The sequence below is a fragment of the Enterobacter sp. ku-bf2 genome (genome assembly GCF_001742765.1).
Taxonomy (GTDB): Bacteria; Pseudomonadota; Gammaproteobacteria; order Enterobacterales; family Enterobacteriaceae; genus Enterobacter; species Enterobacter quasiroggenkampii.
Map to the genome: position 1 here is coordinate 1329802 of NZ_MDVW01000001.1, position 21664 is coordinate 1351465.

Consider the following 21664-nt stretch of genomic DNA (forward strand, 5'->3'; position numbering starts at 1 on the left):
AGAAGAACATGGGTCGTTTAACCGATAAGTATACGTTGATTACCGGCGGCACCAGCGGTATCGGTCTCGCCACCGCGCAGGCATTTATCGTCGAAGGGGCGCACGTCGCCGTGACCGGACGCAACCCGGACACCCTCGCCGAAGCAGAGCGCATTCTGGGCGATAAGGCCTGGGTGATCCCAACCGATGCGGGCGATATCGCGTCGCAAAAAGCGCTGGCGGCAACCCTCGCCGCCCGCTGGCCACGCCTGGACGCGGTCTTTCTCAACGCCGGCGACGTGACGCACGCGCCGCTGGAAGCCTGGCAGGAAGAGACCTGGGACCGCCTGATGAACATCAACCTGAAGGGACCGTTCTTTTTAATCCAGGCGCTGCTGCCGCTGCTGAATAACCCATCGTCGGTGATCCTCTGCGGCTCCGTGAGCGCGCGCATCGGACTGCCCACCAGCAGCGTGTATGCCGCGAGCAAGGCCGCCCTGCTGTCGCTGGCGCGCACGCTGTCGGCGGAGCTGCTGCCGCGCGGGATCCGCGTCAACGGCCTGAGCCCCGGTCCGGTGGAAACCCCGGCCTTTACGAAAACGGGCTTAAGCGAAGAGGCGCTTAACGCAATGATGGCGGAGATCATCAAGCTGGTGCCGCTGGGCAGAATGGGCTCGACGACGGAGCTGGCAAAAGCCGCGCTCTATCTCGCCTCCGACGAGTCGAGCTACACGGTAGGAACGGAACTGCTGGTGGACGGCGGAATGGGGAGCCTGTAACTCAAAAGGCGCTGATGCCGGTGACGATGCCGACATACAGCGCCGCCCATACGGCGGCAGAGGCCAGGCTCACGCCGTAAACTTTCACCACGTTCAGCCTGAGCATGCCTGCCGCCAGCGGCACGATGTAGCGCAATACCGCCAGGAAGCGCGCGGTGAACAGCACCAGCACCCCGTTTTTTTGTAGCTGATGCTGCACCCGCAGAAATTTACCGGCGTGTTTTGCCGTGAAGCGGGTCATCCAGCGCGTGTGCCCCATCCGCTGTCCTAAGTGGTAGTTCAGCGCCGAGCCCGCCGTTGCCCCCATCACCACGGCCAGCCACGCCAGGGCAGGATGCATGCTTGCCTGGCTGACGGTAATGCCCGCCAGCAGCATGACCGAGGCGGGCGGCAACACGGAGGAGATCAGCACCGTCGACTTGCTCAACGCCATCATAAATAACAGCGCGAACAGATGTGCCGGATACAGCGCAAAATGATTCAGCAGATTATCAAGCCACGCCATTTTCCCCTCCCCCGTTAATTATTTAATTCTCCATTTAAAATGAATAACCTTAAATAAACCCTCAACATTCCATTAATAATATTCTCCTAAACCGTTCTTAAACATTTTTTAAATTCCTGAGCGGCAACGTTAAATAAGCGTATTATTCCTCTCGTTTTACAACGATCTCGTTATGGCGAGGCTCCTGTACAAATACACGTTATCGCTCTGGTAGGTTCGAGAGAATCGACACAGGGTAAAACAGGCACTGTCGAATCAAGGCTTTGTCAGTATAACTTCCCTCGCGGGATACGGTGTACAGTGCTGAACCCAGGACGTGGGGATCTCCTCTTCGACATGCCCTGTCTTGCTCGCCCCTGAGAGATTTTATTATTCAAAGGGAATTCACTATGTCTTACGCTATTCACAACCAAAACCTGGCATTCAATGACAGCGCGATCGCGCAATATATGAATACCGATTTTATCGTCCTCGATATGGCATTATGCGTGGCGCTGGCGCGCGAGCAATTCTTCGAAAAATTAAAAGACGATGATATTCCGTCGCATATTTTTATCGAAGACCATGGCCGCCTGGCGGGGATGGTTGCCGTGCGCAAATTGCTGCAGACCACCGATACGGTGCAGCCGGTGAAGTCGCTGATGATTTCGCAGTTTTTGCAGGTCAAACCGGAGGATGAACGTGCCGATGTTGCCGGACTGCTGGCGCACGGCGGCGCGGATGTGGTGCCCGTGGTCACCCACGGCAAGCTCGTCGGCTGCCTGACCGAGCGCGAAATCGCCCATCTGCTGGAAGATGACGTCACCGAAGATGCCCAGCTTCAGGGGGCGACGCTCCCCCTGGAGAAGCCCTATCTGGAGACCAGCCCGTATAGCCTGTGGAAAAAACGCTCCGTCTGGCTGCTGCTGCTGTTTGTCGCCGAAGCCTACACCAGCTCGGTTATTCAGCATTTTGAAGAGGCGCTGGAGTCCGCCATCGCGCTGGCGTTCTTCATTCCGCTGCTGATCGGCACGGGCGGCAACAGCGGGACGCAGATCACCTCCACCCTGGTGCGCGCCATGGCGCTGGGGGAAGTGCGTCTGCGCGACGTGGGCCGCGTGCTGCGTAAAGAGATGACCACCTCGCTGATGATTGCCGCCACGCTGGGTCTTGCCGGGTGCATCCGCGCCTGGATGATGGGAATAGGGCTGGAAATTACGCTCATCGTCAGCCTGACGCTGGTCTGCATTACGCTGTGGAGCGCCATTGTCTCGTCCGTCATTCCAATGGTGCTCAAGCGCTGCGGCATTGACCCGGCGGTCGTCTCCGCACCGTTTATCGCGACGCTTATCGACGGTACCGGGCTGATTATCTACTTTAAGATCGCGCAATATACGCTGGGGCTGGAGTGAACGATCGCGCGCCTCAACCTCCCACTGGAGGTTGAACACACCTTACTGACGAACTGAGTGGTCAGTTCGTCTTTATAAATTCCGGAACTTATTGCTCTGCTTGCGAAAGGCATAACTAAAGCGAGATAGTAACCCTGTTTTCGTCGGACGAATGGACAGGGATATGTGGCAGACGCGAGCGGTAGAACTGAATACCCAGGCTTACTGGGACTGGAATAAAACCGGTGAACTGGTGGAGTGGGCTGTAGCCCATGGCTTCAATACCCTTATTGTCGGGCAGGCTGACCTCTTTAATCTGCTTGCCACACCGAAAGGGTATACGCCACATCACTACAATGACCGCTTATCCAGCCAGCAGCGGGCGCGCTGCGTTTATCTCAACCGCCTGGGCCAGCTGTGCCGACGTCAGGGGCTGCGATTTTACCTTCAGGCCAAAGAGCTCAACTTTCCAACCGATCTCTTGCTTTCCCATCCGCACCTGTTTGATCCCAACCAGGGTGTACGCTTCGACGTGGACTTCTGGTGCAGTTACCTTGCGGATAAGATTTCGCAGATCTGCCAGCGCATTCCTTCTCTCAGCGGCCTGATGATTGCGATTTCTAACACCGACGGATTGCTGCCTGTCTCACGCCCCAGTTGGGAGCAGCCATCAACGGAAAAACCCGTCCCGTTACAACGCGACGATCGCAGCTTCATGATTTATAGCTGCTGCTTCACTGCCCTCTCCTGCGTGATGCAGCAGGAAAATAAACATCTGGTGCTGCGTGTATTTCCGGCGGATAACCACGATCTTGGCAACGTGCTGGAGGCCATCCGTCCCTTACCGGCGAGCGTCAGCGTCTCGATCAAGCTCACCCCCGAACGTTTCTGGCCATCCTTTCCTAATAACCCCGCACTGCTGGAGGTTCGGGAGCGCGAGGTCTGGACAGAGATCGACCTGGTCGGGGAAGAGGTTGGCTGGGGCATCTTTCCATTCCCGCGTATTGATGAACTCCAGGGGCGGTTGCTCTGGTGTCGCAGTAACCCGGCCATTACTGGCGCGGTATGCAAAGTGAGCTGGGAAAGTCTGGATAACCATTGGATCATGGGTACGCTCAGCGAATGTAATCTGGTGGCCTGCAGCAGAATGCTAAGCAACGAGGGGACAACGCTGACGAAAGCGCAGCTGATGACCGACTGGCTACACGAAAGCTATGGCTGGCAACCCGACGAGCAGACCTTTGAGACATTTTGTTCCCTGCTTGAGCAAGCGGGACAGGTGTTATACAGCGCTATTTATGTCCGCAAGCACGTTTTTCATCGTCACAGCCAGGTACCCGAAAGCTATGGCCAGGCGGTGTGGAGCCTTTACGGCCAGCTAAACCGCAATTACTGGCTGCCCGGCTCAGAACGGACAATCACCTTCGATCGCAACGATCCAGAAACGTCCGCCGCTTGCCTGTCACGTATCGCAAGGGAGAAAGACGAGGCGGGCAACGCTGCCGCCGCGCTGCAGGAAGCGGCACTGCATTTCGTAAAACGCGCCGCGTTTCCCCGCTCGCTTGAACATCGCTGGTATGAAGAGTGGCAGGGCTTTACCCTCTATTGTCGTCTCTTTTTACATGCGCAAAAGGCGTTCTTTACGCTGCGCTATGCCCGTGAGGTCGAGAACAGCTGGAGTATGCAGGAGATTAGCCATATCAATATTCAGGAGCTTTATCGATGCGCCTGTGAAATGGAGGATTACTGCCAGAAACACGCTGACGCCTCACCCGGTCTGCATGTGTTATTTGATGCCTCGCGGGTACGTGCGCTGGCTGACAGTCTGAGCCATGAATTAACGTCGCTGAGAGGGCGTTCATAACCCCTCACCCGCGTCCCTGGCAACCACGATTTCTCTTTTTTGCAACACCCTTTCGGTCTGAAAAAACGCGAAATGTGACAATTTTCAATAATTAATTGTCCTGCAGAAATCAAACGTGAAGTGCTTCACCGTTACGTCAAGAAGCACCGTTTCTGCGCACTCCGGCAACGGTAAAAACGCGTTAAATCCTGGTCATCATGTTGATGAACAGGAATGACGATGAAAATTTCTTTAGACAATGCGCCACTCGACCGCAGCGGCAATACGGTACTGACGGCGCAACTGCAACAGCTTATCGATGAGATAGCCTCCGCCGGGGGCGGAACGCTTGTCGTGACGCCCGGCATCTGGCTCACCGGTACGCTTGTTTTACCCTCTCATTTTACCCTGCATCTGGAAGCCGGTGCCTGCCTGCGCGCCAGCGCAAACCCTGCCGATTACCAGCATACGGAGACGGTGACGCACGCAGAAATGTCAAACATGGCGCTCCTTTACGCCCGTGGCGAGCAGCACATCACGCTGAGTGGAGAAGGAAAAATTGATGGAGACGCCGCAAGCTGGTTTTCATCAGATGCGGATGACCAGGGCTATCGCCAGCCTAAATCACAGCGCCCGCGACTGGTGGTGTTTGAAGGCTGCGAACAGGTACGCCTGCAGGATATTACCCTGCATAACTCGCCGATGTGGACCGCTCATCTGGTGAGCTGCAACCACGTTTTTGTCCGGAACATCGCCATTGATAATGACCTGGCGCTCGCCAACACCGATGCGCTCGATATCGACAGTTGCCAGCACGTCCATATCAGCGACAGCTACTTCAGCGCCGCCGACGACGGGATTTGCCTGAAAACCACCCGGAAACCCGCGCCGCTACAGCAGCCCATTCGTAACGTAACGGTGAACAACTGTATTGTGCGTTCCAAAAGCTGCGCCATCAAAATCGGTACGGAAACCTTTGCCGATATTGAGAACATCACCGTCAACAACTGCACGATTTTTGAGTCCAACCGGGGGATTGGGCTGGTCTCACGCGATGGAGGGCGTTTTCAACGGCTGGTGTTCAGCAATATTCTGTTTGACTGCCGTCACGGCCATCCCTGTCACTGGGGAAAAGCCGATCCGATCTATATTTCGGTACGCCACCGTGCGCCAGAGGTTCAGCCTGGCGCCATCGAAAACGTCATTTTCAGTAACCTTGCAGGCCACGCTGAAGGCGCGATTAACCTGCACAGCGACACGCCGGGCAACATTCGCGACGTCATGTTTAATGGTCTCTGCGTTGAACAATGCCTCAGCGACTCGCAGGAACAAGGCTTCTACGATATTCGTCCGCCGTGCAACCCCGCGCGTCCCACCGGAATAGGGCTGGACAACGCCTACAACATCAATCCGTCTACCGGCCGTGCGCATGGGGTAGAGCCCTACCCTGGCGGTATGCCCGTTTTTTACGCCAACGGCGTAAGCGGGCTGCGGCTCTGCGCCACGCACCTCTGCCGACCGGTGCCCTTGCCTGCAGGCTGGAACGCGGAAAAAACCGTCCTGCTTAACGTTCAGAACCTCATCACCGACGCCGCCTGTGCATAAAGGTGGAACCTTTGGACGACTTCGTCACTGGGGATAAAAATGATAAAAAAAGTACGTGAAATAAAGCTGCATAACTACGTTTGTTATGGTCTTGCTGATGTAATAGGATCTGGCGCGTTCACGCTGGTGAGCGCATGGTTACTCTTCTTCCTGACCACCTTCTGCGGCTTAACGCCGATTGAAGCAGGCTCGCTGTTTGCCGTGGCGCGCATTGTCGACGTCATCATGTGTCCGCTGATGGGCTATGTCTCCGATAACTTCCATAAAACCCGGCTGGGCCGTCGTTTTGGTCGTCGCCGCTTCTTCTTGTTGGTCAGTATTCCACTGGTGTCGGTCTACAGCCTGCTGTGGGTAGAGGGGTTTAACTACTGGATCTATCTGCTGGTCTATATTCTGTTCGAAATCGTCTATTCGATGATTATTATCCCTTACGATACGCTCTCCGCAGAAATGACCTCCGATTTTAGCAAGCGTTCGAAGCTGACCAGCGCCCGTATGTATATCGCCCAACTGGCGGGATTTGCCGCCGCCTTTCTGCCGGGACGCCTGGTGTCTTATTTTGGTTCAGACTCCGCAGATTCGTTCTTTTATGCCGGCGCGATCTTCACGCTCTCATTTATGGTCGTCCTGTTCTTTGTCTACTTCGGTACCTGGGAACGCTCGCTTGATGAGATAGAGCAATGCGAGCGTCACGTTGACGAGGGGGAAAAGCAGCCGCTCCTCGCCCGCGCTCACGCCATCTGCTACGACTTCCTGTCCACGCTGAAAATAAAAACCTTCCGCTCGCACCTGGGGATGTATCTGGGCGGCTCAGTTGCCCAGGATATCTTCAATTCGGTATTCACCTACTTTGTCGTCTTCGCCCTGATGACCTCCCCGGTCGTTGCCTCCAACCTCCTGGCGACCATCAACGGCATGCAGTTCTTTGGCGTCGGTGTAGCAACCTGGCTCACGCTGCGTTTCTCACCCTCACGCGCGTTCGCCACCCAGGCAACACTCGCTCTTCTCGCTTTTCTCCTTTTCGGCGCGGCATGGGTAAACGGCTCTACCAGTATGGCCCTGCTCTATCTGACGGCAGGGATTGCGGGTCTGGCGCGCGGGGGGATCTACGCGATCCCGTGGAACAACTACACCTTTGTGGCGGACGTGGATGAAATCCTCACCTGCAGCCGCCGCGAAGGGATCTTTGCTGGCTTTATGAGCCTGTTGCGTAAAGCCTCCCAGGCGCTGTCAATCTTCCTGGTCGGCGTTGCGTTGCAACTCTCCGGCTTCGTTTCAGGGCAGAGCCACCAGCCGGGAACGGCCATCACAATGATCGTGATTATCATGATTGCGCTCCCCGTTGTGCTCACGCTCTGGGGGATATGGTCGGCCTTCCAGTTCAAGGTGAACAGCCGTACTCATGCCATCCTTAACGACGAGGTTGCACGCCTCAAACGTGGCGAAAAGAAAGACGCTGTCAGCGCTGAAAACAGAGCCGTGATTGAAAGTCTTACCGGCTTACCTTACGAGCAGTGCTGGGGGCAGAACACGGTGGGCCACGTCAATCGTAGCCAGATGAAATCCCGTTCGACCGTACAACTGAAAAATGCCTGATGTTCCGGGCGGGTAACCGTGCCCGCCCGGCAGGAAGAAGAGAACAACATGACTGAACATAACCTGGTGATGCAACAAGGGATATGGGCGCGGATAGGATTACCCCGGGAGCTTAGCTGGGGATTCATCGGTGTTTTTTTATTTATAACCGGAGCGACCATCGAACAAAGCTGGCTGGCTTCACTTTTGCAGCAGCGGGGCTTTGATCCTGTTGAAATTAGCCTGCTCTCATCCATCTTCGGCCTGTGCGTTGCCGCTGTCTCCTGGTTTTCCGGTATCGGAGCAGGCGTGCTGGGGGTGCGCCGGCTGATGTGGATCGCGACGGTGGTCTATTTTATCGGCTCGGTGCCCTTTATTTTTGTTGCCCTCCCCCAGAATAACTATCCGCTCATGGTCGCAACCTACGCGCTACGCGGGGTGGCTTACCCGCTGTTTGCCTACTCGTTTCTGGTATGGATAAACCAGCGCTGCGAAAGCCGTATTTTAGGCCGTGCGGTCTCCTGGTTCTGGATAGCCTTCGGTGTCGGAATGACAATTGTTGGCCCGTGGTACTCCAGCATGATGCTGGCACGCATAGGCGAAACGGGCACGCTGTTGAGCGGCTTCGCGTTTGTTCTTTGCGGCGGGTTTTGTGCACTGGTCCTCAACCACGACCGGCCCGTTTTCAGGGACGGTTATCCGCTGAGAACAGCGCTTCTGGAGGGGATTATCGTCCTGGTGCGAGAGCCGAAAATGCGTCTGGCGGTCGTGGTGAAAACCATCAATGACATCGGTAAATTTTCGCTGGTGATCCTGATGCCGGTCTATTTACCGCAATTTGGCTTTAGCATTGCCGAGTGGCTAACAGTCTGGGGCCTGGTCAATATTGTGAATATTTTCGCCAGCTATCTGTTTGGCTGGCTGGGCGATTGCCTGGGCTGGCGAAAAACGGTGATGTGGTTTTCCGGTACGCTATGCGGCGTAGCCTCCATCGCGGTGTGTTATGCCCCCGTGCTGTTTGGCCACAGCACCCTCGCCCTGTTTCTGGCGCTCGCCCTTTACGCTATCGGCCTGGGGGCGTTTGGCCCGCTGAGCGCCCTGATCCCCTCGCTGCTGCCGGAAAACAAAGGGGCGGCGATCTCCTGTCTCAACCTTGGTTCGGGGCTAAGCAATTTCGCCGGCCCCTTCATCGTCACCGTGTGCGTCGCGCCATTGGGTGTGGAAGGGACATTGTGGGTGATAGCCGTCCTCTATTTCGCCGCCAGCCTGATGACGGTACCGCTGCGCCTACCGGAAACGGCGGCACGGCCGAACGCCTAAGCCGTTTCATCGCCTGCCAGTTTTTTTACCGCTCGCCCAAACGCCTCAATTGCCAGAGCGACATCCTCAGCCATCACCGATTCCGCCGGATGGTGGCTGACCCCGCCCCTGCAGCGCACAAACAGCATCCCCACCGGCCAGCGTTCCGCCAGGGCGATGGTGTCATGCCCGGCACCGCTGGGCAGGGATAACGAACGCCCCTGCACCGATTCCACGGCGTCGCCCAGCAGGTGCTGCAAACGTGCATCGCACGGCGTGGCGGCGATCCGGTAAAACTCCTCGGCGCTGAAGCTCAGCCCGCGACGAGCGGCAATCGCCTGCGCCTGCGCCAGCAATTCCGCGAGCAGCGCGTCAAGCGGGGCATCCTGCGGGCCGCGAATATCCAGTGAGAGCGCAACCTCGCCGGGGATGACGTTGACCGCACCGGGCAGGCAGCGCAGTTCACCGACCGTCGCCACCCGGTTGCCGCCCTGCTGTCGGGTGGTGTTTTCAATCAGCACCATCCATTCGGCGGCAGCGGCCAGGGCATCCTTACGGTGATGCATCGGCACGGTACCCGCATGCCCGGCCTCGCCGGTGAAGCGGCAGTTGAGGCGGCGCGCGCCGTTAATGGCTTCCACCACGCCCAGCGCCAGCCCTTCCTGCTCCAGACACGGTCCCTGTTCGATATGCAGTTCCAGGCAGGCGCTAAAATCGTCCTGATGACGTGCCGCGAGCGCCACGCGGGCAGGATCGAGCCCCGCCTGCACCATCGCCTGCGCCACGCTGATGCCCTGAGCATCACACGTCTCCAGCCAGCCCTGCGGCCAGGTGCCCGTCAGCCCCCGGCTGCCTAGCAGGGTGATCCCAAAACGGGTTCCCTCTTCATCACCAAAGCCGACAATCTCTATGGCCTGCGCCAGATGCACACCCTGCTGGTGCAGGCTATCCACCACTTCGATGGCGGTAAGCACCCCGAGCATGCCGTCGTAGCGCCCGGCGTTGCGTACGGTGTCCAGATGCGAGCCAAGCAGCACCGCCTGGGCCCCCTCCTGCGCGCCTTCGTAGCGTCCACAGATATTGCCCACGCTGTCCTGCCAGACGGTCATGCCCGCCTGGCGCATCCACTCCCCGACCACCTGGTTGGCCTGCAGATGCTGCGTGGAGAGATAGACCCTTGTCAGCGCATCCGGGGTTTCGCTGATGGCGGCCAGCGCGTCGGCGCGCGCCATCACCCGTTCTGCCGCCGGGCTCATTGCGGCGTCTCGCGGCGATAGTGGTCCCACGCGGCCTGCATGGCGGCCCCCTGCGTGGTGGTAAATTTGAGGTAGTTCAGCACCGACTCCAGCGCGCTCAGGGTGGTCATCACGCAGTCCTTGCGCGCGTTATAGCCCATGGTGCCAATACGCCACACTTTGCCGTGCAGCGGGCCAAACGAGGTGCCGATTTCAATCCCGAAATCTTCCAGCATCAGCTTACGCACCTGGTCGCCGTTGACGCCCTGCGGTATCACCACGCCCAGCACGTTGTTCATCTTGTGCTTCAGGTCGCCGAAGGTCTCCAGCCCCATCGCCTGAATCCCCTTAAGCAGCGCATCGCCGTGCAGCTTATGACGCGCGATGCCGTTATCCAGCCCTTCCTGCAGGATCAGCCGCGCGCATTCGCGGGCGCCAAACAGCGCGGTAGTTGCTTCGGTGTGGTGGTTCAGCCGCTCCGGCCCCCAGTAGTCCATCACCATGCCGAGATCGAAGTAGTTGGAGTAGATCATCTCCTCATCGCCGTCGCGGTGGGCGTCGGTGCGAATGCCCTCCTCCACGCACTTGCGGCGGCGGATCGCCTCTTCCATCCGCGCGCTCAGGGTGATCGGCGACGTGCCCGACGGGCCGCCGAGGCATTTCTGCATCCCGGCCGAGACGGCATCCAGCCCCCAGGTGTCGGTCTCCAGCGCGTTACCGCCGAGCGACGCGGTGGCGTCGGTGTAAAACAGCACGTCGTAGCGGTGGCAGATCGCGCCCAGCTCCGCGAGCGGCTGCAGCATGGTGGTGGAGGTGTCGCCCTGCACGGTCAGCAGCAGGCGCGGACGAATACGTTTTATCGCATCCTCCACCTGGTCCGGGGTAAACACCTCGCCCCACGGCACCTCGATGGTATGCACCTCTGCACGGCAGCGGCGGGCAATTTCGCACAGCAGGTGGCCAAAGCGGCCAAAGACCGGCACCAGCACCTTATCTCCCGGTCGAATGGCGGAGACCAGAATGGCTTCAATCCCCGCGCGGGAGGTGCCGTCCACCAGCATCGTCCAGCGGTTCTCGGTGCGGAACACCCCGCGGTAGAGCGCCATCACCTCGTTCATGTAGTGGGTCATGGCCGGATCGTACTGGCCGATCAGTTGGCTCGACATGGCGCGCAGCACGCGCGGGTCAGCGTTGATCGGACCCGGCCCCATCAGCAGGCGCTGCGGCGGGTTGATTTGCGGAAAGTGTGCGATATCCATTGTTCAGTCCTTATCATTTGAGGCCGCGCACGGAGGAGATGAACTGCTTCAGTTCCGTGGTCTGCGGGTTGGCGAACAGCGTTTTGCTGTCGCCCTGCTCCCAGACTTTCCCCTGGTGCATAAACACCACGCGGTCGCCCACTTCGCGGGCAAAATTCATTTCATGGGTAACCAGTATGAGCGTCATCCCCTCGGCCGCCAGCTGCTCCAGCACTTTGAGCACTTCGCCCACCAGCTCCGGATCCAGCGCGGAGGTGATCTCGTCGCAGAGTAATACTTTCGGCGACATCGCCAGCGCGCGGGCAATCGCCACGCGCTGCTGCTGGCCGCCGGAGAGGCTCGACGGGTAGTAATCCAGACGATCGCCAAGGCCAACCTTTTCCAGCATCTGCTGCGCCAGCGCCCGGCATTCGGCGGCGCTTTTTTTCAGCACCCGACGCGGGGCGAGCATCACGTTCTCCAGCGCCGTCATGTGCGGGAACAGGTTGAAGCTCTGGAACACCATCCCCACCGAGCGGCTGATTTCACGCGCCTGGGAATCCCGGTCGGTAATGGTCATGCCGCCCAGCTTGATGCTGCCGTCCTGATAGCCTTCCAGGCCGTTAATGCAGCGCAGCAGCGTGCTTTTGCCCGATCCGCTGCGCCCGATGATGGAGATCACCTGGCCCATGTCGATATCCAGATCGACGCCCTTGAGCACGTGGTTATCGCCGTAGTACTTCTGCACCTGATTAATGGTGATGAGAGGCATTGAATTTCGTCTCCAGATAGCGGCTGTAGCGCGACAGCGGATAACACAGAATAAAGTAGCCCAGCGCCACCAGCGCAAAGACCTTAAAAGGCTGATAGGTCACGTTGGTCAGCATGGTCCCGGCCTTGGTCAGCTCGACAAAACCGATAATCGACGCCAGCGCGGTACCTTTGATCACCTGCACGGCAAAGCCGACCGTCGGCGCAATGCCGATGCGCAGCGCCTGCGGGGCGACCACGCGAAACAGGGTCTGGCCGAAGGTCAGCCCCAGGCAGCGCGAGGCTTCCCACTGCCCTTTCGGCAGGGCGCGAATGCTGCCGTACCAGATATCGAGCAGAAATGCGCTGGTGTAGAACGTCAGCGCCAGCGAGGCGGCGGTCCACGGCGAAACGTCGATGCCGAACAGCGCCACGCCGAAGAAGGCCAGGAACAGCTGCATCAGCAGCGGCGTGCCCTGAAACAGCTCAATATAGCCGCGGATAATGCGCGTCACCGTGCGCCCGCCCGTCAGGCGCAGCAGCAGGAGCGGCAGCGTTACCACCGCCCCGCCGACGAACGCTACCAGCGACAGCAGCACCGTCCAGCGTCCGGCCAGCAGCAGATTGCGAATAATGTCCCAGTCGGTAAAGGTGGTCATCATGCCTGCACCCCCAGCCATTTCCGTCCTGCCGCCATCATCAGCTGGCGCAGGGTAATCGACAGCGCTAAGTAAATCCCGGTGGTCACCAGATAGACCTCAAAGCTTAAAAACGTTCTGGACTGGATCAGGTTGGCGGCGAAGGTTAGCTCTTCATACGAGACCTGCGACACCACCGACGAGCCGAGCATCACGATGATGCACTGGCTCACCAGCGCCGGATAAATGCGCTGCAGCGCAGGCGGCAGCACCACGCGGATAAAGGTCTGCAGGCGGGTCAGCCCCAGCACGCGACCGGCCTCCCACTGCCCTTTCGGCGTGACCTGAATGCCCGCGCGAATAATCTCGGTGCTGTAGGCGCCCAGGTTGACCACCATGGCCAGCAGCGCCGCTTCCCCCGCCGTCATCTTCAGCCCCAGGTTCGGCAGGCCGAAGACGATGAAAAACAGCTGCACCACAAACGGCGTGTTGCGGATGATCTCCACATACCCGCCCCAGATCCGGCTGTACCAGGTGGTGCGTCCGCTGCGGATCGCCGCGCCGACAATCCCTGTTGCCAGCCCGCCGACGGTGGCCATCACCGTCAGCTGAATAGTGACCCACAGCCCGGCCAGCAGCTCCGGCCAGTGCGGCCAGAGGGCGGAAAAATCAAGTTGCTCAGTCATCGGCTCAGGCGCCAAGGTTTGCCGGCAGCGGGGCCTTCAGCCATTGCTCAGACAGACCGTTCAGCGTGCCGTCCTTAATGCCCTGCTCGATCAGCGCGTCCACTTTTGCCTTCAGGGCCGGTTCGTTTTTCTTCAGGCCAATGAAGCACGGCGAGTCTTTCAGCATAAAGCTCGGCACCGGGGCTTTCGCCGCGTTCTGGCGCGAAATGGCCGCCACCACGAGATTGCCGGTCGCCACGTACTGCACCTGGCCGGACAGATATGCCGACAGCGTAGTGTTGTTGTCTTCGTAGCGCTTCACGTCCGCGTCTTTCGGCGCCAGGCCGGTCAGCACCATGTCCTCCACCGCCCCGCGCGTCACGCCGATGGTTTTTCCGCTGAGCGCGGCGGCATCCTTCAGTTCAGCCCCTTTCGGACCAAACACGCCGAGGAAAAATGGCGCGTAGGCGCGGCTGAAGTCGATTACCTTCTCGCGCTCCGGGTTTTTACCCAGGCTGGAAATGACCAGGTCCACCTTGTCGGTTTGCAGGTACGGCACGCGGTTGGCGCTGGTCACCGGCACCAGCTGCAGCTTGAGCTTCATCTGTTTAGCGAGATAGCGCGCCATGTCGATGTCATAGCCCTGCGGCTGCAGATCGGTTCCCACCGAGCCAAACGGCGGGAAATCCTGCGGAACGGCAATGCGAATTGTGCCGCGTTTCTCAATATCCTGAAGCTGGTCAGCCTTTGCCGGCAGCTGTGTGAACAGGCATGCTGCCCCGGCCAGTGCAATCAACAATTTTTTCATGGTGCTTCCCCGTAACGTTAACATGAAACAAAAGATTCTTTGAATGTGATTTTGCAACTAATGTGCCAGGTCAGGCGAAACGGGGGATATTGTCATAAAGCCTGATAAAGCGGGGAATGGCGAAAAGGGGGCGCTCTTTTACGCCCCGTCTGATTGCACTGTTTTAATGCAAAGCACCAGCCTGATGCCCCATTATCGCTGTTCCAGCTCGTCCAGCTGCTGGTAGAGGGAGGCAATCTCGTGAATGCGCGGGCGGCCCTTATCGAGAATGTCATGCAGGAAGGCGTTCGCCAGCAGGTTGATCAGACTGTTGACCGACGAATAGCTGTCATAGGCGGAGACGCTGTCCAGCGGGGTGCAGAGCTGCCAGCTCGCCAGCGGGAACAGGCTGTGGGCCTGCGGCTCGCACATCAGCAGCACTGGAATACCGCTACTCTGAAGCTGCTGCATCAGCGGGCGAATGATGCGCGGGCGACGGCGGAAGGCCATCATCACCACCAGATCGTCCGGCGTTAAGTCCACCAGTTCCTCGCTCAGGCTCTGCCCCGGCTGCGGCAGCACCAGCACCTGACCGCGCGCCTGCAGCAGCTGCTGGCGCAGGTGCAGCGCCGCCGGATAGGCGTTACGCATGCCGATAATGACGATGCGCCGCGCCTTCACCATGCAGGCCATGGCGTCGGCAAACTGCTGCGCGTCGAGGGCATTGACCCACTGGGTCAGGTTTGCCATCTCCTGCTTATAGTGGCGCGCCAGCAGCGTATTGCCCTGCACCGCATCGCGATTGTCGGTGAGCGGCATCCCGCTCTGGCGCAGGGTGCGCAGCTCTTCGCGCATGTCCTTATATTTCTCATAGCCCAGACGCTTAAACAGACGGCTCACCGTGGCTTTCGACACCCCGCTCAGCTGCGCCAGCTCGGCGCTGTTATAGCTAATGAGGTCGTCAAAATGATCGAAAATAAAATCCGCCACCCGCTGCTCCTGCGGCGACAATGACGCGTATTGTGCTTTCAGTCGTTCATCAAGCTGTTCCATAACGCCTCTGTAACGTTTGTTTCATCTCATGCTCATTATTCATTAAGCATGCCAGCTTCTGCGGCAACTGGCATGAAACTTTTTATTCAGAACTGGAACAGCTTTTGCAGCACCTTGTGACTTTCAGGGTTACGAGGACTCTTCATGCAAAGTAATGTCTCCACACACGGTATGGCGGTTGCGCCCCACCACCTCGCCAGCCAGAGCGCGCTGGCGGTGCTGCGCGAAGGCGGCAGCGCCATCGAAGCGATGGTCGCGGCGGCGGCCACCATCGCCGTGGTCTATCCGCATATGAACGGGCTGGGCGGCGATGGCTTCTGGCTTATCGTGCCCCCGGAAGGCGATCCCATCGCCATCGATGCCAGCGGCGCGGCGGGATCGCGCGCGACGCTGGCCGCCTACAACGGGCTCACGCAGATCCCCCATCGCGGCCCCCGTGCGGCGCTGACCGTCGCCGGAACCGTCAGCGGCTGGGACGAGGCGCTGACGGTCTCGCGCGAGATGACCGGCAAGGCGCTGCCGCTGGCCCGCCTGCTGGCCGACGCTATTGACTATGCGCAAAACGGCACGCCGGTCACGGCCTCTCAGGCCCACGCCACGGCCAGCAAGTTCGACGAGCTGAAGGACGTTCCCGGCTTCGCGGAAACCTGGCTGATGGACGGCAAGCCGCCGCAGGTCGGGAGCCGCTTTTACCAGCCCGCCATGGCCACGACCCTGACGCGCCTGGTGCAGGACGGTCTGGACAGCTTTTATCGCGGCCCGCTGGCGGAAGTCCTGGCGCAGGGCATGGAGACGCTGGGTCTGCCCGTGACGCGGGCCGATCTCAACGCGCACGCCGCCCGACGCACCGTGCCGCTGAAGCTGCAGCATCAGCAGGGGGAGATCTTTAACCATGCCCCGCCGACGCAGGGGCTGGTCTCGCTGGCGATACTCGGCATTACTGACCGCCTGAACATGGCGGAGGCCGACGACGCCGACACCCTGCACCGCATCGTGGAAGCCACCAAGCTGGCCTTTGGCTTGCGGGATGCCCACATCACCGACCCGCGCGCGCTGAACACCGATGTTCAGCAGCTGCTGGATCCCGCCGCCCTCCAGGCGCTTGCCGACAGGGTTGACGACGGACGCGCGGCGCCGTGGGGAACCGGAAAAGGTCCCGGCGATACGGTGTGGATGGGGGTGATGGACAGCAGCGGGCTTGCCGTGTCGTTTATCCAGAGCCTTTATCACGAGTTCGGCAGCGGCGTGGTGCTGCCCGATACCGGCATCGTCTGGCAGAACCGCGGCGCATCCTTCAGCCTCGATCCCGCCCATCTTCTGGCCCTCGCGCCGGGCAAACAGCCGTTCCACACCCTGAACCCGGCGGCGGCGCGTCTGAAGGACGGACGCGTGATGGTCTACGGATCGATGGGTGGCGACGGACAGCCGCAAACCCAGGCTGCGCTCTTTACCCGCTACGTTGTTCAGGGCGTCCCCCTGCAGGAGAGCATTACCCGCCCGCGCTGGCTGCTGGGACGTACCTGGGGACAAACCTCGGACACCTTAAAGCTTGAAGGACGTTTTTCACCCGAGACGGTCGCGCGCCTGCAGGCACTCGGCCACGAGGTGGAGCTTTTCCCTGACTTTAGTGAAGCCATGGGTCACGCGGGCGCCATTGTCCGCCACCCCAACGGGCTGTTCGAAGGGGCATTTGACCCGCGCAGCAACGGCACAGCCGCCGGATTCTGAGGAGAAAACAATGACGACACACCAACCCGACTGGCAGGCGTACCTGGCGCAGATGGAAACCGTACTCGGCGTTGAGCTGGATGACGCCCGCCGCGCCGAGCTGCAGCTGCAGTTCAGCCGCATTGCCAGCATGGCCGCCCCGCTGATGGCGCTGCCGCTCGACGACCGTCTGGAGATTGCAGGAGTGTATAAAGCATGACGCTACACGAGATGAGTATCAGCGCGATCCAGCAGGCGCTGAGCGCGGGAGAGCTGAGCGCCCACGAGATCGCCCGACAGACGCTGGAGGCGATTGCGCGCGTTAACCCGCAGATCAACGCCTGGACCACCGTGACGGAAGCACGCATGCTCGCCGAAGCCGATAATATTGATACCCTGCGACGGGAAAAGCGTCCCCTGCCGCCGCTGGCAGGTGTGCCTTATGCGGTGAAAAACCTGTTCGACGTTGCCGGTCACACCACCCTCGCCGGGGCCGAGCTGTTCAGCCAGCGCCCTGCCGCCGCGGCTGACGGCTTTGCGGTACGCCAGCTGCGCAGCGCGGGCGGGCTGCTGACCGGGATGGTCAATATGGACGCCTACGCCTACGGCTTTACCACCGAGAACAGCCACTACGGCACGACGCGTAACCCGCACGACCTGGCGCGCATTGCGGGCGGGTCGTCCGGCGGGTCAGCGGCCGCGGTGGCTGCCGGGCTGGTGCACTTTTCACTCGGCACCGACACCAACGGGTCGATTCGCGTTCCGGCCTCCCTGTGCGGCATCTACGGCCTGAAGCCCACCTTTGGCCGCCTGTCGCGCGCCGGAAGCCATCCGTTTGTCCCGAGTCTGGATCATATCGGCCCCTTCGCCCGCCGCGTGTGTGACCTGGCGTCCGTGTATGACGCCCTGCAGGGACGGGACACCAGCGACGGTTTTCAGGCAGAGAGCTCGCGGGAGCAGACGCGCCCCCTGCTCGATCGCGGGCTTGACGGCCTGCGCTGCGCGGTGCTAGGCGGCTACTTCACCACCTGGTGCGACGCGGACGCCAGAGACGCCGTGGCGCGGGTGGCGAAGGCGCTCGACGTGCAGGATGAGCTGCAGTTCCCGGACGCCGAGCTGGCGCGTTCGGCGGCGTTTATCATCAGCGCCGCCGAAGGGGGAAATCAGTACCTGCCCGCGCTTCGCCAGGAGCCGGCGCGTTTTGAGCCTCACTCCCGCGAACGCCTGCTGGCCGGGGCGATGATCCCCTCCGCCTGGTACATTCAGGCCCAGCGGTTTCGCGCTCACGCCCGGCAGGCATTCAAAACCTTATTCGCGCAGGCCGACGTGCTGATCGCCCCGGCCACCCCGCGCAGCGCGACGCTGGCGGGCGAGCAAACCATGGAAATTAACGGTCAGCCGCTGCCCATTCCCGCCAGCATGGGGATGCTGACCCAGCCAATTTCGTTTTTGGGCCTGCCCGTGACCACCGTTCCGCTGCGCACCGCGCAGGGCGCGCCCATCGGCGTGCAGCTGATTGCCGCGCCGTTTAACGAGCAGGCCTGCCTGCGCGTCGCGCGGGTTCTGGAGGAGAGCGGCATCACCGATGCCCGTCCGGCGGAGATAGCAGCATGATGAATCACGATGACATTAACCTCCCGTGGGTGGTTGCCGAGGTGACGGCCGCGTTTTACCGCTATGAGGACGCGCTGGTGAGCAACAACGTTGCGGTGCTGGACGAGCTGTTCTGGCACGACAAAAACACGGTGCGGCTGGGGGCGGGGGAAAACCTGTACGGAATTGATGAAATCCGCGCCTTTCGCGCGGCGCGCCCCGCTGCCGGGCTGCAGCGGACGCTGCGCCACACCGTCATCACCACCTTCGGGGAGGATTATGCCGTGTGCAGCACCGAGTTTACCCGGGAGAGCACAGAACGCATTGGCCGCCAGCAGCAGACGTGGGTGCGGTTTGCCTACGGGTGGCGCATCGTGGCGGCGCAGGTGAGTTTGATGGTGTAACGCTGAAAAACCTGCCCGGTGGCGCTGCGCTTACCGGGCCTACGATGTTCCGTATGCCCTGTGGGCCCTGTAGGCCGGGTAAGGCGCAGCCGCCACCCGGCAAAACATCGCACACTTATTTCTGAAACGGATGCACGTCCCGCCAGTGGTCGGCAATCTGCTGGCGGGTACAGACCCACACCCGCTCGTGCTGCTGCACATAATCCAGGAACCGCTGCAGCGCGCGAAAACGCCCCGGTCGCCCCAGCAGGCGGCAGTGCATGCCGATGGACATCATCTTCGGCGCGCTTTCCCCCTCTTCGTACAGCACGTCAAAACTGTCCTTCAGATAGGTATAAAACTGCTCGGCGGTGTTAAACCCCTGCGCGGTCGCAAAGCGCATGTCGTTCGCATCCAGCGTATAGGGCACAATCAGGTGCGGTTTACGGGAGCCATCGCTGCAGGCCACCTCCGTCCAGAAGGGCAAATCGTCGCCGTAGTAGTCGCTGTCATAATCAAAACCGCCGTGCTCCACCACCAGTTGGCGGGTGTTGGGGCTGTCGCGCCCGGTGTACCAGCCCGTTGGCGGCTTGCCAAACAGGTCGGTCAGAACATGCACCGCCTTGTGCAGGTGTTCGCGCTCCTGGCTGATGTCCATATTCTGGTAGTGGATCCAGCGCCAGCCGTGGCTGACCACGTCGTAATCCGCGGCTTTGATTGCCTCGACTATCTCCGGATGACGCGCCAGCGCCATCGCCACGCCGAAGACCGTCAGCGGCAGGCCGCGTTTCTGAAATTCACTGTGGATCCGCCAGAACCCGGCGCGACTGCCGTATTCGTAGAGAGAGTCCATCGACATGTGTTTGTCCGGGTAGCTGGCCGCGCCGATGATGTCCGACAGGAACTGCTCGGATCCGGCATCGCCGTGCAGAACGTGGTTTTCTGCTCCTTCTTCGTAATTGAGCACAAACTGCACGGCGATGCGCGCCTGATTCGGCCACCGCGCGTGCGGCGGGTTGCCCGCATAGCCGCGCAGATCCCGCGGATAATCCTGTTCAAAAAGCCCCATTGCCACCCCCAAAAAATTAAAATGGATTCAATGCCTGAAAATGCCCGCTTAACGGTTTGTTCTCCGGGAACGCCAGATCCCCGTGCTTGCTGGTCGACAGCCCCAGCGCCACCAGCGATTCCACCATCTTCACCGCCGCGCTGACGCCGTCGATCACCGGCACGCGCAGCTCTCGGGTCAGCTCCTGCGCCAGCGTCGCCATGCCGCCGCAGCCCAGCACGATGGCGCCACAGCCATCCTCTTTCAGCGCCTGTATACAGCGCGCGCGCACTTTCTCCTGCGCCAGACCGCTGCCGTCTTCCAGCGCCAGCACCGGAAGGTCGATGGCGTGCAGCGCCGCACAATGGTCCTGAAAGCCATACTGGTGCAACAGATGACGGGCAATGATCAGCGTGCGCGGCAGCGTGGTGACCACCGAAAAGCGCGTCGCGACCAGCGTCGCCATATGCATGGCGGCTTCGGCGATGCCGATTACCGGCCCCTGCGCCAGCTCGCGCGCCGCCAGCAGGCCCGGATCGCCAAAGCAGGCGATCACGTGACCGTCCACGCCCTGCTCCCTGCCTTTTTTGATCTGCTCCAGGACACCGACGGCGGCGATGGCCTCATCAAAGTGGCCTTCTATCGACGGCACGCCCGCGCCTGGGCAGACCGCGAGGATCTCCGTTCCCGGTGCCGCCACCGCGCGGGCCGCCGCGCCGATGGTTTCCGTCATGGCGAGACTGGTGTTGGGGTTGATCACTTGTATACAGACAGACATTACGACTCCTTGTGGCCGGCAAACAGCCGGGCAAAATCAGGCAGGCACTCGCCCGCCCGCTCGAAGCAGAGGCTGGCGACGATATGTTCAAAATGGTGCATTAATGCATCGCTTAGCGGATCAAGCGCCTTCTGGCGCAGCAGATCCACCAACTGCTCGTGATCGTTGCAGCGGCAGCCCTGACGCCACGGCGCGCCCCAGGTGGCAATCACCAGCGAAGAACGCTGGCTCAGGCTGGTCACCATCTCAGTGAGCACCTGGTTGCCGGAGATGGCCTGCAGCTGAATATGGAAATTGGCGGAGTGGCGGATCGCCGCCGGGCCGTCATAGGCCTCGTGCGCCTGCTGCTCCTGACGAATAATGGCCTCCAGCGCGGCAAGATGCGGCGGCTGGCAGTGCGCCAGCACGTCCGGCAGGTTAGCGACCTCCAGTAGGGCGCGGGTGCGGAAGATGTGCCGCGCCTCTTCCACCGTCGGGCTGGCGACGTGTGCACCACGCTTGGGCGTCAGGGTGACCATTTGCACAGCGGCGAGTCGTTGAAGCACCTTGCGGATGCCCGTGCGGCTCACGCCAAAGACCTCGGCCAGCGCCTCTTCCGGCAATTTGCTCCCCGGCAGCAGCTGGTGTTCGACAATCGCGGTCATCAGCGCCTGGAAGATGGATTCGTCTTTGTCATGCAGGTCTGGCGCGGTCTGCAGGGCGTTTATGTTGTTCATTTACCACTCCGAATTTTACTTTCCGTTATCGAATCGTATACATAAAAATAAAATATTGCATACAAGATTTATTATTTTGGCCTGGATCCTGCAACACCGTCTGCACTCCCACTCAACG

20 protein-coding genes, 1 pseudogene and 1 riboswitch are annotated in these 21664 nt (G+C 60.3%); of the genes and pseudogenes, 10 read left to right on the top strand and 11 right to left on the bottom strand.

Translation table 11 applies throughout. The features are described from left to right. Positions 1-8: 8 nt before the first annotated feature. Positions 9-758 carry an SDR family oxidoreductase gene (locus BFG58_RS06410; protein ID WP_069719467.1) on the top strand — a complete coding sequence of 250 codons (750 nt, stop codon included), beginning with the start codon at positions 9-11 and terminating at the stop codon, positions 756-758. A gap of 1 nt (position 759) precedes the next feature. Here the strand turns inward: BFG58_RS06410 and BFG58_RS06415 are convergent, their stop codons facing one another. Then, positions 760-1263 (bottom strand): DedA family protein, encoded by a 504-nt coding sequence (locus BFG58_RS06415; RefSeq protein WP_048222448.1) that lies wholly within the window; start codon positions 1261-1263, stop codon positions 760-762. A gap of 159 nt (positions 1264-1422) precedes the next feature. Beyond that, positions 1423-1592, top strand: a riboswitch (M-box (ykoK) riboswitch). A gap of 60 nt (positions 1593-1652) precedes the next feature. Between BFG58_RS06415 and BFG58_RS06420 the strand changes: the two genes are divergently transcribed. The 5 genes from BFG58_RS06420 to BFG58_RS06440 all read left to right on the top strand — a co-directional run bounded on the left by BFG58_RS06420 (position 1653) and on the right by BFG58_RS06440 (position 8976). Then, on the top strand, positions 1653-2654 hold the full coding sequence (locus BFG58_RS06420; protein ID WP_048027328.1) for a magnesium transporter: 1002 nt from the start codon (positions 1653-1655) through the stop codon (positions 2652-2654). A gap of 163 nt (positions 2655-2817) precedes the next feature. After that, a complete protein-coding gene (locus BFG58_RS06425; RefSeq protein ID WP_069719468.1) occupies positions 2818-4497 on the top strand; it encodes a hypothetical protein in 1680 nt (559 codons plus the stop codon). Positions 4498-4716: 219 nt separating this feature from the next. After that, a complete protein-coding gene (locus tag BFG58_RS06430; protein WP_069719469.1) occupies positions 4717-6081 on the top strand; it encodes a glycoside hydrolase family 28 protein in 1365 nt (454 codons plus the stop codon). Between the two features lie 39 nt (positions 6082-6120). Further along, positions 6121-7677 carry an MFS transporter gene (locus BFG58_RS06435; RefSeq protein WP_069719470.1) on the top strand — a complete coding sequence of 519 codons (1557 nt, stop codon included), beginning with the start codon at positions 6121-6123 and terminating at the stop codon, positions 7675-7677. A 48-nt stretch (positions 7678-7725) separates the two neighbouring features. Next, the gene (locus BFG58_RS06440; RefSeq protein ID WP_048027321.1) at positions 7726-8976 is read left to right on the top strand and encodes an MFS transporter; all 1251 of its coding nucleotides are present in this window, start codon (positions 7726-7728) and stop codon (positions 8974-8976) included. Here BFG58_RS06440 and hpxK read toward each other — a convergent pair. The 7 genes from hpxK to hpxU all read right to left on the bottom strand — a co-directional run bounded on the left by hpxK (position 8973) and on the right by hpxU (position 15321). Then, on the bottom strand, positions 8973-10211 hold the full coding sequence (gene hpxK, locus BFG58_RS06445) for an allantoate amidohydrolase (protein ID WP_069719471.1): 1239 nt from the start codon (positions 10209-10211) through the stop codon (positions 8973-8975). The genes BFG58_RS06440 and hpxK overlap by 4 nt on opposite strands. Beyond that, entirely contained in the window at positions 10208-11449 is a 1242-nt protein-coding gene (locus tag BFG58_RS06450; protein WP_069719472.1) for an alanine--glyoxylate aminotransferase family protein, read from the bottom strand. The genes hpxK and BFG58_RS06450 overlap by 4 nt, the downstream gene beginning before the upstream one ends. A gap of 13 nt (positions 11450-11462) precedes the next feature. Continuing rightward, on the bottom strand, positions 11463-12200 hold the full coding sequence (locus BFG58_RS06455; protein ID WP_069719473.1) for an amino acid ABC transporter ATP-binding protein: 738 nt from the start codon (positions 12198-12200) through the stop codon (positions 11463-11465). Beyond that, positions 12181-12837 (bottom strand): amino acid ABC transporter permease, encoded by a 657-nt coding sequence (locus BFG58_RS06460; protein ID WP_083261469.1) that lies wholly within the window; start codon positions 12835-12837, stop codon positions 12181-12183. Before BFG58_RS06460 ends, BFG58_RS06455 begins: the two co-directional genes overlap by 20 nt. Next, positions 12837-13502 (bottom strand): amino acid ABC transporter permease, encoded by a 666-nt coding sequence (locus BFG58_RS06465; protein WP_048027626.1) that lies wholly within the window; start codon positions 13500-13502, stop codon positions 12837-12839. Before BFG58_RS06465 ends, BFG58_RS06460 begins: the two co-directional genes overlap by 1 nt. Before the next feature lie 4 nt (positions 13503-13506). Further along, entirely contained in the window at positions 13507-14289 is a 783-nt protein-coding gene (locus BFG58_RS06470) for a transporter substrate-binding domain-containing protein (RefSeq protein ID WP_008499846.1), read from the bottom strand. Positions 14290-14481: 192 nt separating this feature from the next. Then, positions 14482-15321, bottom strand: a complete 840-nt coding sequence (gene hpxU / locus BFG58_RS06475; protein WP_069719474.1) for a MurR/RpiR family transcriptional regulator HpxU — start codon at positions 15319-15321, stop codon at positions 14482-14484. Between the two features lie 144 nt (positions 15322-15465). On the opposite strand from hpxU, the gene hpxW reads away from it, so the two are divergent. Genes hpxW through hpxZ form a run of 4 tightly spaced genes read left to right on the top strand, consistent with a single transcriptional unit; the run spans position 15466 to position 19025 of the window. Continuing rightward, a complete protein-coding gene (gene hpxW / locus BFG58_RS06480; RefSeq protein WP_069719475.1) occupies positions 15466-17049 on the top strand; it encodes an oxamate amidohydrolase in 1584 nt (527 codons plus the stop codon). A 10-nt stretch (positions 17050-17059) separates the two neighbouring features. Further along, complete coding sequence (gene hpxX / locus BFG58_RS06485; RefSeq protein WP_024909607.1) at positions 17060-17248, top strand: oxalurate catabolism protein HpxX; 189 nt, start codon at positions 17060-17062, stop codon at positions 17246-17248. Beyond that, complete coding sequence (locus BFG58_RS06490) at positions 17245-18642, top strand: AtzE family amidohydrolase (protein WP_069719476.1); 1398 nt, start codon at positions 17245-17247, stop codon at positions 18640-18642. The genes hpxX and BFG58_RS06490 overlap by 4 nt, the downstream gene beginning before the upstream one ends. Beyond that, positions 18639-19025, top strand: a complete 387-nt coding sequence (gene hpxZ, locus BFG58_RS06495; RefSeq protein ID WP_008499851.1) for an oxalurate catabolism protein HpxZ — start codon at positions 18639-18641, stop codon at positions 19023-19025. Before BFG58_RS06490 ends, hpxZ begins: the two co-directional genes overlap by 4 nt. A 115-nt stretch (positions 19026-19140) precedes the next feature. On the opposite strand, the gene puuE is transcribed toward hpxZ, so the two are convergent. The 3 genes and pseudogenes from puuE to BFG58_RS06510 all read right to left on the bottom strand — a co-directional run bounded on the left by puuE (position 19141) and on the right by BFG58_RS06510 (position 21546). Continuing rightward, on the bottom strand, positions 19141-20040 hold the full coding sequence (puuE, locus tag BFG58_RS06500) for an allantoinase PuuE (protein WP_240186502.1): 900 nt from the start codon (positions 20038-20040) through the stop codon (positions 19141-19143). Next, a pseudogene (locus BFG58_RS06505) lies at positions 19961-20830 on the bottom strand (aspartate/glutamate racemase family protein); the annotation flags it as partial. The pseudogene BFG58_RS06505 and the gene puuE, both read right to left, overlap by 80 nt. Next, the gene (locus BFG58_RS06510; RefSeq protein ID WP_069719477.1) at positions 20830-21546 is read right to left on the bottom strand and encodes a GntR family transcriptional regulator; all 717 of its coding nucleotides are present in this window, start codon (positions 21544-21546) and stop codon (positions 20830-20832) included. The gene BFG58_RS06510 and the pseudogene BFG58_RS06505, both read right to left, overlap by 1 nt. Positions 21547-21664 lie beyond the last annotated feature (118 nt).

Coding starts and splice junctions, on each gene's coding strand:
- BFG58_RS06410 (WP_069719467.1), top strand. CDS start 9: ATGGGTCGTTTAACCGATAAGTATACGTTGATTACCGGCGGCACCAGC.
- BFG58_RS06415 (WP_048222448.1), bottom strand. CDS start 1,263: ATGGCGTGGCTTGATAATCTGCTGAATCATTTTGCGCTGTATCCGGCA.
- BFG58_RS06420 (WP_048027328.1), top strand. CDS start 1,653: ATGTCTTACGCTATTCACAACCAAAACCTGGCATTCAATGACAGCGCG.
- BFG58_RS06425 (WP_069719468.1), top strand. CDS start 2,818: ATGTGGCAGACGCGAGCGGTAGAACTGAATACCCAGGCTTACTGGGAC.
- BFG58_RS06430 (WP_069719469.1), top strand. CDS start 4,717: ATGAAAATTTCTTTAGACAATGCGCCACTCGACCGCAGCGGCAATACG.
- BFG58_RS06435 (WP_069719470.1), top strand. CDS start 6,121: ATGATAAAAAAAGTACGTGAAATAAAGCTGCATAACTACGTTTGTTAT.
- BFG58_RS06440 (WP_048027321.1), top strand. CDS start 7,726: ATGACTGAACATAACCTGGTGATGCAACAAGGGATATGGGCGCGGATA.
- hpxK (WP_069719471.1), bottom strand. CDS start 10,211: ATGAGCCCGGCGGCAGAACGGGTGATGGCGCGCGCCGACGCGCTGGCC.
- BFG58_RS06450 (WP_069719472.1), bottom strand. CDS start 11,449: ATGGATATCGCACACTTTCCGCAAATCAACCCGCCGCAGCGCCTGCTG.
- BFG58_RS06455 (WP_069719473.1), bottom strand. CDS start 12,200: ATGCCTCTCATCACCATTAATCAGGTGCAGAAGTACTACGGCGATAAC.
- BFG58_RS06460 (WP_083261469.1), bottom strand. CDS start 12,837: ATGACCACCTTTACCGACTGGGACATTATTCGCAATCTGCTGCTGGCC.
- BFG58_RS06465 (WP_048027626.1), bottom strand. CDS start 13,502: ATGACTGAGCAACTTGATTTTTCCGCCCTCTGGCCGCACTGGCCGGAG.
- BFG58_RS06470 (WP_008499846.1), bottom strand. CDS start 14,289: ATGAAAAAATTGTTGATTGCACTGGCCGGGGCAGCATGCCTGTTCACA.
- hpxU (WP_069719474.1), bottom strand. CDS start 15,321: ATGGAACAGCTTGATGAACGACTGAAAGCACAATACGCGTCATTGTCG.
- hpxW (WP_069719475.1), top strand. CDS start 15,466: ATGCAAAGTAATGTCTCCACACACGGTATGGCGGTTGCGCCCCACCAC.
- hpxX (WP_024909607.1), top strand. CDS start 17,060: ATGACGACACACCAACCCGACTGGCAGGCGTACCTGGCGCAGATGGAA.
- BFG58_RS06490 (WP_069719476.1), top strand. CDS start 17,245: ATGACGCTACACGAGATGAGTATCAGCGCGATCCAGCAGGCGCTGAGC.
- hpxZ (WP_008499851.1), top strand. CDS start 18,639: ATGATGAATCACGATGACATTAACCTCCCGTGGGTGGTTGCCGAGGTG.
- BFG58_RS06510 (WP_069719477.1), bottom strand. CDS start 21,546: ATGAACAACATAAACGCCCTGCAGACCGCGCCAGACCTGCATGACAAA.